Genomic DNA, 15,800 nt, shown 5'->3' with positions numbered 1-15,800 from the left:
CATGACCTCCACGATCCCCGACCGCACCGAGCAGTCGAGCCCGACGCAGATCATCGCGGTCGACGAGCTCCGCCGTCAGCTGCGCAGCGCCGCCCTCGGCGCCACGCTGAAGAGCCTGCGCAAGAGCCTCCTGATCGCGCTGTCGACCATCGCGATCGTCCTCGTGATCTGGATCGGCGTGATCCTCTTCAGCGGCGTCTCGCCGTACGTGATCAAGGGGCCGTGGGACGTCTGGGCGCACCTGGTGACCGACGAGGCGGCGGCCGAGCACCGCGCCGAGCTGGGCGCGCTCTTCGCCGTCACGATGGTCGACTCGTTCATCGGCTTCGCGGCCGGTCTCGTCGTCGCGATCCTGGTCGCGATCCTGTTCCGGCTCTCCAAGGGCATCGAGCACGCGCTGATGCCGTTCGCGCTGCTGCTGCGCTCGGTCCCGCTGATCGCGATGACGCCGCTGATCATCCTGGTCTTCGGCCAGGGCACGGTCGCCTCGGTCGCCGTGGTCGGCGGCATCGTGGTGCTCTTCCCGGCGCTGGTCACGATCGCCTTCGGCCTGAACAACGCCTCGCCGCAGATGCTCGACGTCGTCTCGGTCTACGGCGGATCCACGCTCACCGCGATCCGCAAGGTCGCCATCCCCGGTGCGCTGCCCTCGCTCTTCGCGGCGGTCCGCGTCTCGGTCCCCGGGGCGATCACCGGCGCGCTGCTGGCCGAGTGGCTCTCCACCGGCGACGGCATCGGCGGCGGCATCGCGGGCTGGACCGCGCAGGCCCGCTTCGACGACATCTGGTCCGCCGTCGTCATCGTGACCGGCGTCTCGCTGATCCTCTACATGGTCGTCCAGGTCATCGAGACCTTCGTCCTGTCCCGGATGTCGCTCTCCCTGTCCTGACGCACGTCTGCTCCCTTCCGCGAGATGCCACTTGTGCACGCCTTACACGGCGTGTCGCGCGCACAAGTGGCATCTCGCGGAAGCGAGAGGGGACGGGTCAGACGGTGACGATCGCGTCGATGCGGCGCGGGGCGAGGAGGTCGCGGCCGCCGAGGCCGTCGAGCTCCATCACGACGGCGATGCCCTCGAGGGACCAGCCGGCGCGCTCGATGAGGCGGCAGCTCGCGTCGAGGGTGCCGCCGGTGGCCAGCACGTCGTCGACGAGCAGCAGGCGCGAGCCCTTCGGCATCGCGTCCTCGTGCACCTCGAGCACGGTGCTGCCGTACTCGAGCGTCGCCTGCTCGCTCAGCACGGTCCGCGGCAGCTTCCCGGGCTTCCGGATCGTCACGACGCCCAGTCCCGCGGAGTAGGCGGCGGCCGCGGCGAGGAGGAAGCCGCGCGCCTCGACGCCGGCGATCGCGTCGATCCGCCCGCGGTACGGCTCGATCAGCGCGTCGGCGACCGCGCGCAGCGCCTCGCCGTCGCCGAAGACCGGGGTGAGGTCGCGGAAGAGGATGCCGGGCTTCGGGAAGTCGGGGACGACCTCGGTGAGGCGCTCGACGAGGGCGGCGGCGGTGCTGGTCACGGGGTCCTCCGGTGGGCGGGAGCGGATCGGCGGCCGTGCGGCGCGGCTGCCGTCAGGGCCCTGGGAGTCTAGCGACGCCTCGCGGACTCCTCCCGTTCCGGGGCGGTCAGTAGACTCCTTCCCGACCGCTCCCGCCCTCCGGGAGCCCACCCGTCAAGAGGAGATAGTTGTGGCCCTTATCGAGGCAGTCGTCGCCCGAGAAATTCTGGACTCCCGTGGCAACCCCACGGTCGAGGTCGAGGTCCTGCTCGAGGACGGCGCGTCCTCGCGAGCGGCCGTCCCCTCCGGCGCCTCCACCGGCGCCTTCGAGGCCTACGAGCTGCGCGACGGCGACGCCGAGCGCTACCTCGGCAAGGGCGTGCAGAAGGCCGTCGACGCCGTCATCGACGAGATCGGCCCGGCCATCGAGGGCTTCGACGCCACCGACCAGCGCCTCGTCGACGCCGAGCTGATCGAGCTCGACGGCACCGAGAACAAGTCGCGCCTGGGCGCGAACGCGATCCTCGGCGTCAGCCTCGCGGTCGCCAAGGCCGCCGCGCAGTCGGCCGACCTCGACCTCTTCCGCTACGTCGGCGGCCCGAACGCGCACACCCTGCCCGTCCCGCTGATGAACATCATCAACGGCGGCGCGCACGCCGACACCGGCGTCGACATCCAGGAGTTCATGGCCGTCCCGCTGGGCGCCGAGTCCTTCTCCGAGGGCCTGCGCTGGGGCGTCGAGATCTACCACGCGCTCAAGGCGCAGCTGAAGAAGGCCGGCTTCGCCACGGGCCTGGGCGACGAGGGCGGCTTCGCCCCCGACCTGCCCACCAACCGCGAGGCGCTCGACTTCATCCTCAAGGCCGTCGAGGCCGCCGGCTTCACCCCCGGCAAGGACATCGGCCTGGCGCTCGACGTCGCGTCCTCCGAGTTCTTCGAGGACGGCAAGTACACCTTCGAGGGCAAGAAGCTCTCGGCCGAGGAGCTCTCCGCCTACTACGCCGACCTCGTCGCCAACTACCCGCTGGTCTCGATCGAGGACCCGCTGGACGAGGACGACTGGGCCGGCTGGACCCACCTCACCGCCGAGATCGGCGACAAGGTGCAGCTCGTCGGCGACGACCTCTACGTCACCAACCCGGTGCGCCTGGCCCGCGGCATCGCCGAGAAGGCCGGCAACTCGATCCTGGTCAAGGTGAACCAGATCGGCACGCTCACCGAGACGCTCGACGCCGTGGCCCTCGCCCAGCGCAGCGGCATGACCGCGATCCTCTCGCACCGCTCCGGCGAGACCGAGGACACCACCATCGCCGACCTCGCGGTCGCGGTGGACGGCGGCCAGATCAAGACGGGTGCCCCGGCGCGCTCGGACCGCGTCGCGAAGTACAACCAGCTGCTGCGCATCGAGGAGATCCTGGGAGGCGCCGCGACGTACGCGGGTCGCTCCGCCTTCCCGCGCTTCACCGCGTAGTCTCTCCCCGCCGGAGCGGCCCCGGAGCCCAGCACCTCGGTGCGGGCACCGGGGCCGCTCCCGTTCCGCCCTCACCCGTTCCACCGCTCGAGGAGGCACCCGCCCATGGCCCGACCGCCCCGCCGGCCCTCCGCTCCCGGGAGCGCGCCCCGCCGCCCGGCCGCCGCCGAGACGCCGGCCTCGTCGACCTCGAAGCCCGCCGCCTCGACGTCCGCAGCCGCCGCGCCCGGAGCGTCGAAGCCGTCCGCGTCGAAGAAGCCGGGCTCGACGACCGGCTCCACGACGAGCGGCTCCAAGCGCCCGGGCACGAAGCCCGGCTCGTCCGCCCCGAAGTCCTCGCGCACCCCCCGCGCGAAGCGGCCGCCGGTCGCGCCGTCCTCGGCCTGGGTCGCGGGCGTCCGCGGCTCCGGCTTCACGCTGCTCGTGATGGGCATCATGATCCTGGCCGTCGTCGTCCTCGCGCCGAGCGTGAAGAACTTCGTCGAGCAGCGCGCCGAGATCGCCGAGCTGCAGCGCTCGGTCGACGCGGCGAAGACGCAGTCGCAGAACCTCGACGAGCAGCGCGTGCGCTGGTCCGACCCCGCCTTCGTCCGCGCCCAGGCGCGCGAGCGCCTCTACTTCGTGATGCCGGGCGAGGTCAGCTACCTCGTCCTGGACGACATCGCGGTCGCGCAGCAGGCCGCACAGCCGGCGTCGAACTCGGTGCAGAAGACGCCGAGCGACTGGGCGGGCTCGCTGCTGTCCTCGATCGCGGTCTCCGGCCTCGGCGACCCGACGACCGCGGAGCTCACGCCCACTCCCTGACCCCGGCCCCCTCGCCCGGCCGCCGCCTACACTGGAGAGTTCCCTCCGGTCCCCGCGCCCCCTGGAGTCCTCCGTGACCACGCCCCCGTTCGACCCGCCCACCGAGCACGACATCGCCGTGGTCTCCGCCCAGCTGGGCCGCCCCGCCCGCGACGTGGTCGGCATCAGCGCGCGCTGCGTCTGCGGCAACCCGACGGTGGTCTCGACCAGTCCGCGGCTCAGCGACGGCACCCCGTTCCCCACCTTCTACTACCTGACCCACCCGGCCGCGACCGCCGCGATCTCGCAGCTCGAGGCCACCCAGGTCATGGTCGAGTACAACGAGCTCCTGGCCGAGGACGAGGCGCTCCGCGACGCCCACGCCGCCGCGCACCGCGCCTTCCTCGCCGACCGCGAGAGCATCGCCGTCGTGCCCGAGATCGCCGGCATCTCCTCCGGCGGCATGCCGACGCGGGTCAAGTGCCTGCACGCCCTCGCCGGTCACGCGCTCGCCGCGGGCCCCGGAGTGAACCCGATCGGCGACCTGGCGCTCGCCCGCGCCTCCTGGTCGCCCGAGCGCTGCGAGTGCCGGCCGCTCGAGGTCTGACCGGCTCCGAGGCCCGGCGGGTCGACGCGATTCGACGCGCGGTTCGCTAGGCTGATTCCCAGTCGGGGTCAGTGCTGCCACCCGCATCGAGAGCGGGCACTTCGCGAGAAGCAGGGTGTTCGCATTGTCCATCCCTCTGGAGTGTTCACCGTGCCCAAAATCCTGATCGTCGGAGGCGGCTACGCCGGCTTCTACACCGCGTGGAAGCTGGAGAAGTACCTCCGCGCCAACGAGGCCGAGGTCACGATCGTCGACCCGCTGCCCTACATGGCCTACCTGCCCTTCCTCCCCGAGGTCGCCGCCGGATCCATCGAGCCGCGTCACGCGATCGTCTCGCTGCGCCGCCACCTGAAGAAGACCGCGATCCTCGCCGCGAAGGTCACCAAGATCGACCACGCGTCCAAGACCGCCACGATCACCCCGACGGTCGGCGAGCCCTACGAGTTCGTCTACGACCAGATCGTCGTCACCGCGGGCTCCGTCTCGCGCACCTTCCCGATCCCCGGCGTCGCCGACAACGCGATCGGCCTCAAGACGATCGAGGAGGCGACCGCCATCCGCGATCGCATCCTCACCAACTTCGACAAGGCCGCGACCCTGCCGGCCGGCCCCGAGCGCGCACGCCTGCTGACGGTCACGGTCGTCGGCGGCGGCTTCGCCGGCATCGAGGTCTTCGCCGAGCTGCGCTCGTTCGCGAGCGCGCTGCTGAAGCGCTACCCCGAGATCGACTTCGAGGAGACGAAGTTCCACCTCGTCGAGGCGATGGGCCGCATCATGCCCGAGGTCGCGCTCGAGACGAGCCACTGGGTCCTCAAGAACCTCGACCAGCGCGGCGCCACCGTGCACCTCGACACGCAGCTCAAGTCCGCCGAGGGCGGCGTCATCGAGCTGTCGACCGGCGAGAGCTTCGAGTCCGACCTGATCATCTGGACCGCCGGCGTCATGGCGAACCCGTCGATCAAGAACTCCGACCTCCCGATCGAGGAGCGCGGCCGACTGCGCGTGCGCGCCGACCTCCGTGTCGGCCACGACGACGTCATCGTCGAGGGCGCCTGGGGCGCCGGCGACGTGTCGGCCGTCCCCGACCTCACCGGCGGCGGCGTCGGCGGCTTCTGCGTGCCGAACGCCCAGCACGCCGTCCGCCAGGGCAAGCTCATGGCGACCAACATCATCGCGGTCCTCCGTGGTGAGGCGCCCAAGGACTACTTCCACAAGAACGCGGGGGCGGTCGCCGGCCTCGGCATCGGCATCGGCGTCTTCCAGTCCGGCAAGATCGCGATCAAGGGCTTCCCGGCCTGGGTCATGCACCGCGGCTACCACGGTCTCGCCATGCCCTCGTGGGAGCGCAAGTTCCGCGTGGTCTGGGGCTGGTGGAACAACCTCTGGCTCGGCCGCGACATCGCCTCGATCGAGGCCCGCGAGTACCCGCGCGGCTCCTTCGAGACCTACGCGTCGCGCCCCCGTCCGGCCGCTCCGGCCGCCGTCTCCGCGCCGGCCGAGACCCCCGGCCCCGCCGGTGCGCCCGTGACCGTCGGCGGCGAGCCCGCCAAGGCCTGACCGCACCCTCGGGCGGTGCGCGAGAGCGCGCCGCCCGGTGGTCGCCCCCATAGCCCAATCGGCAGAGGCAGACGACTTAAAATCGTCTCAGTCTGGGTTCGAGTCCCAGTGGGGGCACTCTCTCGGCGCCAGCGCGCTGGTCTCTCGGACCCCGACGCAGCGTGAACGTACGACGGGCCGGCCTCCGGAACGTCGCCGGGCTGAAGCCCCGCTTGCGGGGCTTCAGCCATTGAGGGGAGAACTCGTCGGGACGTCCGAACTCGGCGTGTGCTGCACACACGTCGACGATCGCGGCGTCGCGCCGGTGCACAGCTGGTACGCGCGGCGATCCGGAGTCGGAGCGGACGCAGTCCCCCGGCTAGGCCGCTCGGGCGTGGGCGCTCTTGCTGAGCGGTACCGCCTCGGTGTGTCGCGCCCCGTCGAGCAGGGCCGCCTCGAGGGCGGCGGTGATCTCGCCGGGGGCGCACTCGGCGCAGAGGACGACGAGCTCCTCCGAGCCCACTCCCTCGGGGTCGGTCCCGCCGGAGCGGTCCAGGACGACGGCATCGGTTCCGCAGCTTCCGCATTCGATCATGCGGGTACCGTACGTCCGACCTCCGACATCGCCGTGACGCGCGGACGGTGAGTCGTGCGGGAGCACAGGAGTTCCGATCCGGGCTACCGGGCCGGGCCCGATCCCGTCAATTCCCCGCGGCGGACGCCGCCCTCGCATAGAGTCGTGGCCGGGCGGTCCTCGCCCGGACGGAGCGCCTGCGCCGCCGTCCCGGGGGCGGACGGCCCGGCGGCGCCTCGTGGCGTCTCCTTCTTCTCGTGCCCTTGGGCACTGTCATGCACCGCCCGGCGACGGGCGGTCGGGAGGCCTCCATGGGGAAGCTGCTCTACGGCGCCTCGGGCGTCGAGATCGAGTTCGACGACCGCACGCTCACGCACGTCCAGATCGTCATCGCCAACAAGCTGCGCCGCCGCGAGAGCTTCTTCTTCTCCTGGCGCGACGACCCCGCGGTCGGCGACGGCCGCTCCAGCATCTGGCTCGACCCGTCGGTGCCGCTCTACTTCAAGTACTTCGGCGGCCGGGTGCCGTCGATCAACCGGACCTGGATCGATCTGCTGACGGTCTCCGCGAACTCCTCCGGCGGGCTGCAGCTCGTGCAGGAGCCGGACGCCGCTCCCACCCCGCCGCCGAAGGGCGAGCAGGGCGCGTGAAGCGCGACGTCTCGGCCCGGCTGACCCTCGACGTCGCGCGACGCGCGACGCTCGTCTTCTCGATCGCGGTCGCGGAGGCCTACGGCGCACCGGAGACGGTGTCCCTGCAGCTCGACGGGCGCGAGGTCGCCGCCCGCGAGGTGCTCGACCAGCACGGCACCCGCCTGCACGTCCTCGAGGCCGGCGTCGGCCGGCTCGTGGTCGACTACACCGCGAGCGTCGGCGGCGTGCTGGAGCCGCTGCCCGGCGAGGAGGTCGACCGCCTGCGCTACCTGCGGCCGAGCCGCTACGCCGAGTCGGACATCCTCTGGGCGACCGCGCGCGCCGAGTTCGCGGGGCTCGAGGGCGCCGCGCTGCTCGCGTCGGTCAGCTCCTGGGTCGGCACCCGGCTCGCCTACGTCACCGGGTCCAGCCTGCCGACCGACGGCGCGGAGCGGACGCTGCTCGCCCGCCGCGGGGTCTGCCGCGACTTCGCCCACCTCGTGGTGGCGCTGCTGCGCGCGCTCGACGTGCCGGCCCGGCTGGTCGCTGTCTACGCGCCGGGGCTCGCGCCGATGGACTTCCACGCGGTCGCCGAGGCGTGGATCGAGGGCTCCTGGCGGGTGGTCGACGCGACCACGCTGGCGCCGCGGTCGAGCCTGGTGCGGATCGCCACCGGCCGCGACGCGGCGGACACCGCGTTCCTCAGCGTCTACGACGGCATCGCGACCCTCACCGACATGACCGTCGGCGCCGTCGTCGACGTGCTGCCGGACGACGACGTGCGCGAGCTCGCCGCGATCGGCTGAGCCCGCACCCGGGCCGCCGGGCCGGAGTCCGCCCCGGCGCTACTCGCCGACGTCGACGAAGCGCCGCCAGGCCCAGATCGACGTGCAGACGGCCGTGAAGGCGATCACGGCGAAGAGCGCCGGCCCGCCGCCGCCGTCGGTCGCCCAGGCGGCGATCGTCGGCGTGAGCAGGAGGAACAGCACCGTGCTCGCCAGCAGCGTCAGCCCGAGCCAGAGCACGGGGGACCAGCGCAGGATGCTCTGCCCCGCGGGCCGGCCGACCGGGAAGAGCAGCACGACGCTCGAGCCGACGGAGAGCAGCGTGGTGGCGCTCAGCACCTCGGCGATGAGGACGGCGGCGAAGGAGCCGTCGGCGGGGACGGCCGCGGAGGCGCCCCAGGCCACGGCGGCGAGACCGAGCAGGGACACCACCCGCACCGTCGCGAGCTTCGCGCGTGCGACGGCCGAGGCGTTCTCGGGCAGGACGAGCCCGATCACCACTCCGAAGAGGAAGGCCGGGTCGAGGCCCGCGAAGCGGGACAGGAGCGCGGCGCCGGCCACCAGCAGCAGCGCGCGCGGCGAGGCCACCACGCGGATGCCGGGCAGACCGAGGCGGCGCCCGGCCAGCGCGGGGACGCCCGCGGCGACGGTGTTCACCAGGGCGACCGCGACGATCACGGCGATCAGCAGGCGCAGGTAGGCGGGCTGCCCGTCGACCCGGCCCGAGAGCAGCACGAGGCCGGCGGCGCAGCCGATCATGCCGACGACCATGGTCCGTGTCGAGACGGGCGCGGGCTCGGGCCGGTCGTCGTACTCCACCCGCGCGCGGTTGCGGCCGGTCAGGCGCCAGGTGCGCGCCTCGCGCGGCACCCGGCCGGCGACGGCGAGACGGGCGGGGACGACCAGGAGGGCCAGGGAGGCGACCGCCAGCGCGAGCGAGCGCATCCAGTCGGCCATGGTGCCGAGGGGGGCGCCGGAGGAGAGCGCGGTGGTCATCCCGGTGGCGGCGCTCCAGCCGCCGGGCGCCGAGCCGCCGTCGGGGACGGGAGCGGGTCCGGTGGTCGGCGGGTCGCTCGGCGCGGCGCCCGGCGCCGGCGCGGCGGTGGCGCCGTCGGAGGGCGCGGGCTCGGGCGCGGGCGCCGTCTGACCGGGGCGTGCAGGCGAGGGCGTCGCAGTACTCCCGGGGATCGTCGGCCGGGCCGTCGGCGAGCCGGGTGCGGTGGTGGGCGTGCTCCCGGGGGTCGCCGGGCTCGTGCCGGGGGCGGTCGCGGAGGGAGCGGCGGAGGGCGTCGTGGTGGCCGCCGAGAAGGTGGCGTCGATCCACGGGCTGCGCGAGCTGTAGTTGCCGGCCGCGTCGCCGGCGATCGCCGAGACGCGGTGCGCTCCGGCCGTCACCGTGCCGCCGGTGCAGGTCCAGGCGCCGCCGGTGATCGGCGCGTCGCAGGTGTTGACGAGGTCGACGTAGACGTAGACCCGCGTGCCCTCGGTGGCCGAGCCGGCGTAGACGGCGCCGGTGAGCGGGAGGGCGGCGCCGGGCCCGGGAGAGGTGAGGGTCGGCGCGACCGGCGCGGCGGTGTCCACGACGAGCGAGACGGCGGCGCTGGCCGGCGACACCGTGCTCCCGGCGAAGGAGGCGGACTGGGTGGCGGTGACGCGGTAGCTCCCGGATGCCGGCGTGGGGGCGAGCTGGCAGAACCAGCGGCCGGCGCCGTCGGCGGTCGCGAGGCAGGAGGCGCCGCCGTCGGAGGTGACCGCGACGCTCGCTCCCGGGTAGGCGGTGCCGCTGACCGATCCCGCCGAGGTGGCCGAGCCGTCGACGGACTCGATCACGGGGGCGCTGAGGACCGCGATCTCGGTGCGGGCCGAGGTCGTGCCGCCGGCGGCGAGGAGCTCCACGGCCGTCAGGCGGATCCGGCCGTCGTCGAGATCGAGCGCGCAGCTCCAGGTGTCGTCGGCGCCGACCGTGGTGATGCAGAGCGGCTCGGTGCTGCCGGTGAGGCCGATCTGGATCTGGTCGCCCGCGGTACCGGTGCCGGTCGCGGTGACCGCGCCGCTGGGCAGCACGGTGCCGGAGACGGGGGAGGTGATGGTGAGCGGCGCCGCGGCCTGCGCGCTCGGCGCGGTCAGGCCGGCGGCGGCGCCCAGCGCGCCGAGCAGCACGAGGAGGAGGGCGGCCGGACGACGGCGCGACGAACGGGGGGAGCGGCGAGGGCGACCCGTCGGGACGACCGACGGACCCCTCGTCGCGGAACCCCCCGGAACAGACGCGGCGACACTCGGAATCACGGTGCGTCCATTGCACGGGGGCACGCGGGTGGTGTCAAGCGCGGCGCGCCTCCGTTGCCGGATGTACACCGGAGGGCGGATCCGCGTCCGCCCCGCGGGGGAGCGGCTGGTCGGAGCGGGAGAGCGCTTCCGCGACAATATACCCATCGACGACTCGGAGGAAAGATGAGCGAGGACGCAGCGCGCGGACGCGATCGGCAGCAGGTGCGCGCCGAGACCGCGCGCTTCGACGATCCACGGGAGCTGGGGCGACTGCTGCCGGCGGGTCTGCGGATCGGGCTCGCGCAGAGCGCGTTCCAGACCGAGGGATCGCTCGAAGCGGGCGGGCGCGGCCGCTCCGTCTGGGACGACTTCGCGCTGCGGCGCGGAACGATCGCCGAGGAGGCGACGCCCGAGTTCGCCACCGACTTCGTCCTGCGCTGGCGCGAGGACCTGGCCCTGCTGGTCGACCTCGGCGTCGACGAGCTGCGGCTCTCGATCTCCTGGACCCGGCTGCAGCCCGACGGGCGCGGGCCGATCGACCGCGGCGGGCTCGGCTTCTACGACCGCCTGCTCGACGAGCTGGCCGGGGCCGGACTCCGGATCGCGCTCACGCTGCAGCACCGGGACACCCCCTCCGCGCTCAGCGGCGGCTGGATGAACCGCGACACGGCCTTCCGCTTCGGCGACGTCGCCTTCGAGATCGGCTCGCGGCTCGGCGACCGGGTGGCGGACTGGATCACGCTGGATCAGCCGTCGACCGTCTTCCTCGAGGGCTACGCGCTGAAGAACCAGGCGCCGGGTGCCGGCCGGCTGTTCAGCGCGCTGCCCGCCCTGCACCACCAGCTGCTCGGGCACGCCGTCGCGGTCGAGGCGCTCCGCTCCGCCGATCTCGCCGGTCGCATCGGCCTCGTCGACGCGCAGGCCGTGGTCGAGCCGGCCAGCGAGTCGGAGCGGGACGGCGCGTGGGCGGCGCTCGCCGACGTCCTGCAGAACCGGCTCGTGGCGGATGCCGTCCTCACCGGCGCCTACCCGGCCGGGCCGGAGGAGCTGCCGCCGTTCCTCGCGCCGCTCGCGGGCGTCGATCCGGTCGACCTCGCCCGCATCGGCGCCCCTCTCGACTTCTACGGCGTCGCGCCGCTCGCGCCGCAGCGGATCGCCGCGGGTCGCGATCCGTCGCTGCCGACCGGGCCGGGCGCTCCGCCGGCGCTGCCCTTCCACGCGCGGCCCTGGCCCGAGCTCGACCGCACCGGCGACGGCTCGCCGTTCGCGCCCTGGGCGCCGGTGTCGGTGCTGCGTGGCCTCGTCGAGCGCTACGGTGACCGGCTGCCGCCGCTGGTGCTGACCGAGCTGGGCGCGAGCTACCCGGACCTGCCGGACCGGCAGGGCGAGATCGTGGACACGGAGCGGATCCGCTGGCTGGGCGCGCATCTCGGCGCGCTCGCCGAGGCGGTCCACGAGGGGCTGCCGCTCGAGGCGGTCCAGCTCTGGACCCTCGTGGACGCCTTCGAGTGGGAGCACGGCTACACGCGGCCGCACGGACTCGTGGCGCTCGACTCCCGCAGCCGCGACCGCGTCCCGAAGGCCTCCTTCGACTGGCTGCGGAGGGTGCTGGACGAGCGCTCCTGACGGCGTCTGCCTGAGGGTCTCGATACGCCCCTGCGGGGCCACTCGACCAGCATGAGTCGGGGCTGCTCGATCAGCAGGGGGTCCGGTCCGGCATGGGAGACTGCCGCGATGCGCAGCCTTCTCGCCCTCGCCTCGATCCTGCACGCCGAGCCCGCCGCGGTGCTCGCGGCGCTCGCCGACGTGCTCGCGTCCGACGACGGCCCGGCGTTCGAGCGCTCGGCGGACGGCCTGGAGCGGCGGCTGCCGGTCGTCGGCCTCGAGCAGTGGCGGGTGCTGGCGGACGAGGACGGCTCGCGGGTCGAGTGCGAGCTCGTCGCGTCCGGCGCCTCGTCCGCGCTCGCGGGCGTGCTCGCCCGGCGCCGGATCCGGGACGCGCCGGAGCGGTTCCGCTCCGTGGTCACCGCCGTCGCGGACGTCGTCGAGCCCCGAGCCTGAGTGCCCCCCGCACGGGGAATGCGCGACCCCCGCGCGCTGTTGTCTCCGATAGCGGGGTGGGGCCCGAGTGCCTCGCCCATCGGATCGCTCGGAGGAGCTCGAGGCAGATGGCAGGAACAGGAATGAGCAAGGGGCGGGGAGTGCGCGGCGCCGACGAGGAGATCGTCTACCGCCGGCACGCGAACGGACGCGGCATGGTCGCTCCGGGATCGCGCGTCTCCGCGTCGGCGTACGTCGAGACGGGCGCCTACGTCGAACCCGGCGCCACCGTCGGGGAGCGCGCGTGGATCGGCGCCGGCAGCTGGGTCGACCGCGACGCGATGATCGGGCACAGCGCCTTCATCGGCGCGAACGTGCACGTCGGACCGGAGGCCATCATCGGCCCCGGTGCGCACATCGGCAGCTACTCGCGGATCGGCGGCTCGGCCGTCGTCGCGACCGGCGCGCGGGTGGACCGCGACACGGTCCTCACCCCGGGCAGCCGCTTCGGAACCGACGACGGCGTCCGCGAGATCGGCCGCCGCGCCGCGTAGCGCGGACGAGCCCACGACCCTGTTCCGCCCGACCTCAGCGCTCACAGTCCAGCGCTGAGGCGGCGGAATAGGGTCGTTCCATGTTCGAACTCCACCACCTCAGCGCTCAGGAGCAGTGGGACTGGCTGCAGCGCGGCGAGATCACCCCGCTCGAGCTGACCGAGCACTACCTCGCCCGCATCGAGCGCTGGAACGGCGAGCTCGGCGCCTTCACCACCGTGACCGCGGACACGGCGCGTGCCCGCGCGGCCGCGCTCGACTCCGTCCCGCGCACCGCGCTGCTCTGGGGACTGCCGAGCGGCGACAAGGACCTCTGGCGCCGGGCCGGCGTGCGCACCACCTTCGGGTCGAGGCTGCGGGAGTCGTTCGTGCCCGATGCGTCGGACGAGATCGTCCAGGTGCTCGACGCCGCGGGCGCGATCAGCCTGGGCAAGACGGCCGCCCCCGAGTTCGGGATGCCCTCCTACACCGAGAACCGGGTCGGGCCGCCGACGGTCACTCCGTGGGACACCTCGCTCGGAGCGGGCGGCTCCAGCGGGGGCGCGGCGGCCGCGGTCGCCGCCGGTCTGCTCCCGTTCGCGCCCGGCTCCGACGGCGGCGGCTCGATCCGCATCCCCGCCGCGGCCTGCGGCCTGGTCGGCCTGAAGCCCTCGCGCGGGCGGGTGCCGGCGCTGTCCGGCGTGGGGGGAGTGGGCGGCCTCGTCGTCGCCGGACCGCTGACGCGCTCGGTCGCCGACGCCGGCATGCTGCTGGAGGGGATGCTCGAGCGCCGCAACGGCGTCGTCCCGCAGCGCACGGCGCTGGCCGCGCCGGGCGACGGCGACGGCTCCTTCCTCGGCGCCGCGGTGCGCGGGGAGGGCCGCTTCCAGATCGGCGTGCTGACCGCCTCGCCGTGGGACGAGGAGTACGACATCGGGCTCGCCCCGGAGGCGCGCGCCGCCCTGGACGAGGGGATCGCGGCTCTCTCGGCGCTCGGCCACGGACTCGATGACGCGCTGCTGCCGCCGTCCGCCGCCTACCCCGACGCCTTCCGGATGCTCTGGCAGAGCGGGGCGTCGACGCTCCCGATCGAGGGCGACGAGCTCGAGCTGCTCGAGCCGCTCACGCAGTGGCTGATCCGCGAGGGGCGGAAGCGCTCGGCGCGCGAGATCGTCGAGGCCGCGGGGGTGCTCTCCGCCTACGAGCGCGCGGTGATCGCCGCCTTCGCGCCGTTCGACGCGATCCTCACCCCGTCGATGACGATGACCCCGCGACCGGTCGGCTGGTACGACGCCGAGGATCCGGAGCACGACTTCGAGCAGCAGGTGCGCTACACGCCGTACACCTCGTTCGTGAACGTGAGCGGGCTGCCCGCTATCGCGCTGCCGTTGAGCGTCACGGCGGACGGGCTGCCGATGGGGATCCAGCTGATCGGGCGCCCCGGCGGCGAGGCCGTGCTGCTCTCGATCGGCGCGCAGCTCGAGCGGCGGGCGCGCTGGCAGCGGCGGCACCCGCCGCAGTGGTGACGTCGGGGCAGCCGGGCGCCCGCTGACACCCGGCGAACGGGCAGCTCCAGGCCCTTGGCCGCTCAGGTTAGGCATGCCTATACTTACTTCCGATGTGCATGTTCGAGGGACGAGACGGCTCGGAGCCGGTCGACGTCAAGCAGTTCCTGATCGCGGGCGACGAGACCGTCGTGCCGTGGATCCAGAGCATGCTCGACGCCCTGCCCGCCAACGCACGGGGCCAGGTCTTCGTCGAGGTGGATGACGCCCGCGGCCTGCCGCCGCTGTCGGCCCCCGGCCGCGTCTGCGTCACCTGGCTCGGCCGCTCGCAGCGCTCCGGCGCTCCTGGCACCGGTCTCGCCTGCGCGCGCGGCGTCGCGCTCGACCGCGCGGTGCGCGCCTGGATGGGCGAGATGTCCGTCGTCGACGGCGACTACCCGTGGGCCGACGACCGGCACGACTTCTGCGCCTGGGTCGGCGGAGAGGGCGCCGTCGTGGCGGAGCTCGCCGCCGACGTCGAGGCTCGCCTGCGCGTCTCCGCGGAGCACGCCGCTCGCTGAGAGCCACTCAGGATTAGGTAAGGCTTACCTTCTCTGCGAGACTGGACAGGTGCCTCCGCTGACCGAAGCCCCCGCCCGCCCGGCCTACCGGCCGTACCTCGCGACCGTCGCCCGCGCGGTCCGGATCGCGCCGCACTTCATCCGGATCACGCTGACCGGTGACGACCTCGGTTCGGTCGGCTGCACCGGCCCGGACCAGCGGATCAAGCTGGTCGTGCCGACGCCGACCTCGAGCGCGCACGACTTCATGGGCTCGGTGGCGGACGAGAGCGGACCGGACGGCCTCGCTCCCGACTGGTACACCCGCTGGCGCGAGCTGCCGGACGAGCTGCGGAACCCGCTGCGCACCTACACGATCCGCGCGGCCCGCCCTGAGCAGGCCGAGGTCGACGTCGACTTCGTCGCGCACGGCGACACCGGTCCCGCCTCCGCCTGGGTGGAGTCGGCCCGCGTCGGCGCGCAGGTCGTCATCATCGCGCCCGACACCCGCTCGGAGCTCGCCGGCGGCGGCGTCGAGTGGCACCCGGGCGCCGCGACGACCCTCCTGATGGCGGGCGACGAGACGGCGGTCCCGGCGATCAGCGCGATCCTCGAGAGCCTTCCGGCGTCCGCGACCGGCGCCGCCTTCCTCGAGGTGCCGAGCGCGGAGGACCGCCTGCCGCTGCGGCACCCCGAGGGGGTCCGCGTGCACTGGCTGGTGCGCTCCTGGACGACGCCGGGCGCGCAGCTCGGCGAGTCCGTGCGCGGCTGGGCCACCCGGTTCCTCACCGCGCACCACCGCGGTGTGGAGGTGTCGGACGTGGACGTGGACAGCGGGATCCTCTGGGAGGTGCCCGCCGAGCGGACCGACCCCGGGCTCTACGCCTGGATCGCCGGCGAGGCGGGAGCGATCAAGCTGATCCGCCGCTGCCTCGTGACCGAGCTCGGTGTCGATCGGACGCGCGTCGCGTTCATGGGCTACTGGCGGACGGGCCGCTCCGAGGCCAACTAGCGGCGCGGCGCGCCCTCCGCGG

At 73.9% G+C, this 15,800-nt stretch carries 17 protein-coding genes and 1 tRNA gene; 14 read left to right on the top strand and 4 right to left on the bottom strand.

Features of this window, described 5'->3' with window-relative positions; translation table 11 throughout:
- Position 1 precedes the first annotated feature (1 nt).
- A complete protein-coding gene (locus GTU73_RS14640) occupies positions 2-889 on the top strand; it encodes an ABC transporter permease subunit (protein ID WP_208543675.1) in 888 nt (295 codons plus the stop codon).
- 97 nt (positions 890-986) lie between these two features.
- Here the strand turns inward: GTU73_RS14640 and GTU73_RS14635 are convergent, their stop codons facing one another.
- Entirely contained in the window at positions 987-1,514 is a 528-nt protein-coding gene (locus tag GTU73_RS14635; protein ID WP_160090433.1) for an adenine phosphoribosyltransferase, read from the bottom strand.
- 169 nt (positions 1,515-1,683) lie between these two features.
- Between GTU73_RS14635 and eno the strand changes: the two genes are divergently transcribed.
- Entirely contained in the window at positions 1,684-2,964 is a 1,281-nt protein-coding gene (gene eno / locus GTU73_RS14630) for a phosphopyruvate hydratase (protein WP_160090432.1), read from the top strand.
- 71 nt (positions 2,965-3,035) lie between these two features.
- Here eno and GTU73_RS14625 read toward each other — a convergent pair whose 3' ends face one another.
- Positions 3,036-3,398, bottom strand: coding sequence for a hypothetical protein (locus tag GTU73_RS14625; protein ID WP_160090431.1), 363 nt, complete (start codon positions 3,396-3,398; stop codon positions 3,036-3,038).
- Here GTU73_RS14625 and GTU73_RS14620 point away from each other — a divergent pair.
- From GTU73_RS14620 to GTU73_RS14605, 4 genes are all read left to right on the top strand, one after another.
- Positions 3,391-3,768: a septum formation initiator family protein gene (locus GTU73_RS14620; RefSeq protein WP_160090430.1), complete on the top strand. Its 378-nt coding sequence runs from the start codon at positions 3,391-3,393 to the stop codon at positions 3,766-3,768. The two genes, GTU73_RS14625 and GTU73_RS14620, sit on opposite strands and share 8 nt — an antisense overlap.
- 73 nt (positions 3,769-3,841) lie before the next feature.
- Complete coding sequence (locus GTU73_RS14615; protein WP_160090429.1) at positions 3,842-4,354, top strand: DUF501 domain-containing protein; 513 nt, start codon at positions 3,842-3,844, stop codon at positions 4,352-4,354.
- Between the two features lie 150 nt (positions 4,355-4,504).
- Complete coding sequence (locus GTU73_RS14610; protein ID WP_160090428.1) at positions 4,505-5,911, top strand: NAD(P)/FAD-dependent oxidoreductase; 1,407 nt, start codon at positions 4,505-4,507, stop codon at positions 5,909-5,911.
- Positions 5,912-5,954: 43 nt separating this feature from the next.
- A tRNA-Leu gene (locus GTU73_RS14605) sits at positions 5,955-6,028 on the top strand.
- Between the two features lie 241 nt (positions 6,029-6,269).
- Here the strand turns inward: GTU73_RS14605 and GTU73_RS14600 are convergent.
- Positions 6,270-6,485, bottom strand: coding sequence for a hypothetical protein (locus GTU73_RS14600; RefSeq protein ID WP_160090427.1), 216 nt, complete (start codon positions 6,483-6,485; stop codon positions 6,270-6,272).
- A 290-nt stretch (positions 6,486-6,775) separates the two neighbouring features.
- Between GTU73_RS14600 and GTU73_RS14595 the strand changes: the two genes are divergently transcribed.
- Complete coding sequence (locus GTU73_RS14595; RefSeq protein ID WP_068211888.1) at positions 6,776-7,114, top strand: ATP-dependent DNA ligase; 339 nt, start codon at positions 6,776-6,778, stop codon at positions 7,112-7,114.
- Positions 7,111-7,902, top strand: a complete 792-nt coding sequence (locus tag GTU73_RS14590; protein WP_160090426.1) for a transglutaminase family protein — start codon at positions 7,111-7,113, stop codon at positions 7,900-7,902. The genes GTU73_RS14595 and GTU73_RS14590 overlap by 4 nt, the downstream gene beginning before the upstream one ends.
- Before the next feature lie 39 nt (positions 7,903-7,941).
- Here GTU73_RS14590 and GTU73_RS14585 read toward each other — a convergent pair whose 3' ends face one another.
- Positions 7,942-10,041 carry a hypothetical protein gene (locus GTU73_RS14585; RefSeq protein ID WP_160090425.1) on the bottom strand — a complete coding sequence of 700 codons (2,100 nt, stop codon included), beginning with the start codon at positions 10,039-10,041 and terminating at the stop codon, positions 7,942-7,944.
- A gap of 291 nt (positions 10,042-10,332) precedes the next feature.
- Between GTU73_RS14585 and GTU73_RS14580 the strand changes: the two genes are divergently transcribed.
- The 6 genes from GTU73_RS14580 (at position 10,333) to GTU73_RS14555 (ending at position 15,778) form a co-directional block, all read left to right on the top strand.
- Positions 10,333-11,775 (top strand): family 1 glycosylhydrolase, encoded by a 1,443-nt coding sequence (locus GTU73_RS14580; RefSeq protein WP_160090424.1) that lies wholly within the window; start codon positions 10,333-10,335, stop codon positions 11,773-11,775.
- Positions 11,776-11,883: 108 nt separating this feature from the next.
- Positions 11,884-12,210, top strand: a complete 327-nt coding sequence (locus GTU73_RS14575) for a hypothetical protein (RefSeq protein ID WP_160090423.1) — start codon at positions 11,884-11,886, stop codon at positions 12,208-12,210.
- A gap of 122 nt (positions 12,211-12,332) precedes the next feature.
- Positions 12,333-12,743: a transferase gene (locus tag GTU73_RS14570; protein WP_160090422.1), complete on the top strand. Its 411-nt coding sequence runs from the start codon at positions 12,333-12,335 to the stop codon at positions 12,741-12,743.
- A gap of 80 nt (positions 12,744-12,823) precedes the next feature.
- Positions 12,824-14,248, top strand: coding sequence for an amidase (locus tag GTU73_RS14565; RefSeq protein ID WP_160090421.1), 1,425 nt, complete (start codon positions 12,824-12,826; stop codon positions 14,246-14,248).
- Positions 14,249-14,346: 98 nt separating this feature from the next.
- Complete coding sequence (locus tag GTU73_RS14560) at positions 14,347-14,787, top strand: SIP domain-containing protein (protein WP_160090420.1); 441 nt, start codon at positions 14,347-14,349, stop codon at positions 14,785-14,787.
- A gap of 49 nt (positions 14,788-14,836) precedes the next feature.
- On the top strand, positions 14,837-15,778 hold the full coding sequence (locus GTU73_RS14555) for a siderophore-interacting protein (protein ID WP_160090419.1): 942 nt from the start codon (positions 14,837-14,839) through the stop codon (positions 15,776-15,778).
- Positions 15,779-15,800: the final 22 nt, after the last annotated feature.

The organism is Rathayibacter sp. VKM Ac-2804, from assembly GCF_009866655.1.
Taxonomy (GTDB): Bacteria; Actinomycetota; Actinomycetes; order Actinomycetales; family Microbacteriaceae; genus Rathayibacter.
The sequence above is the reverse complement of the archived record's forward strand: the minus strand, read 5'-3'. Positions and strand labels throughout refer to the sequence as shown.